General features: G+C 41.3%; 1 protein-coding gene. It reads left to right on the top strand.

What is annotated here, in order from left to right; translation table 11 throughout:
* Nucleotides 1–293 (top strand): hypothetical protein (locus ACFILW_RS10095; protein WP_375685770.1); only part of this gene is annotated, 293 nt, incomplete at both ends.

Below are 293 nucleotides of genomic sequence, written 5' to 3'. Positions count from 1 at the left end.
AGCTGCTGCTGCTGTTATGCAATCACGAATTTTTCGCACGCTTTCTAGTTGGAATGAGCTCGATGATGCACAGCTGCAAGAAACCTTAACACGGTTTGAAAAAAAACCTGTTAATGCGCAAAAACTAACTTATGCACGGCAACTCTTTGCGCGTGCCCTCGAAACGCCTGGTGGCTTAAAAATTCAAACGATTCATGCTTTTTGTGAAGCTCTCTTACATCAATTTATGTTAGAAGCCAATATTGCAGGGCATTTTGAACTTCCCGATGATATCGGTCGAAAAAAATTACAAC

This window comes from Bartonella sp. TT110JLCBS, from assembly GCF_042193405.1.
Taxonomy (GTDB): Bacteria; Pseudomonadota; Alphaproteobacteria; order Rhizobiales; family Rhizobiaceae; genus Bartonella.
Note: the sequence above shows the minus strand (reverse complement) of the source record. Positions and strands in the feature narration are given on the sequence as shown.